This window comes from Bradyrhizobium sp. NBAIM08 (genome assembly GCF_020193935.1).
Lineage (GTDB): Bacteria > Pseudomonadota > Alphaproteobacteria > Rhizobiales > Xanthobacteraceae > Bradyrhizobium > Bradyrhizobium yuanmingense.
Map to the genome: position 1 here is coordinate 1 of NZ_JADYVR010000432.1, position 440 is coordinate 440.

General features: G+C 68.0%; 1 protein-coding gene. It reads right to left on the reverse strand.

Going from position 1 to position 440, the window contains the following annotated elements; all coding sequences use genetic code 11:
• Positions 1-440 (reverse strand): amidase family protein (locus I6F37_RS40275; protein WP_249795460.1); only part of this gene is annotated, 440 nt, incomplete at both ends.

Here is a 440-nt window from a genome sequence, read left to right on the forward strand (position 1 = left end):
ATGCCGGGCAGCCCGGCCAGGCTCGCCGGCAGCGTGAAGATGTCGGCCAGATAGGCCTTGACCGGGTCGTCGCGCTGCTCGCCGATCCGCCACGCCACCGTCGGCGCCACCGGGCCGGCGATCACGTCGCAGTGTCGGAAACAGGCCTGGAAGTCGTCGGCGATCATCCGGCGCAGCTTCTGCGCCTGCAGGTAGTAGGCGTCGTAGTAGCCGTGCGAGAGGACGTAGGTGCCGATCATGATGCGGCGCTTGACCTCGGGGCCGAAGCCTTCGGCGCGCGACTTCTTGTACATGTCCAGCAGGTCGGCGTACTGGGCGGCGCGGTGGCCGAACTTGACGCCGTCGAAACGCCCGAGGTTGGAGCTGGCCTCGGCCGGCGCGATGATGTAGTAGACCGGAATCGACAGCTCGGTGCGCGGCAGGCTCACGTCGACCAGTAC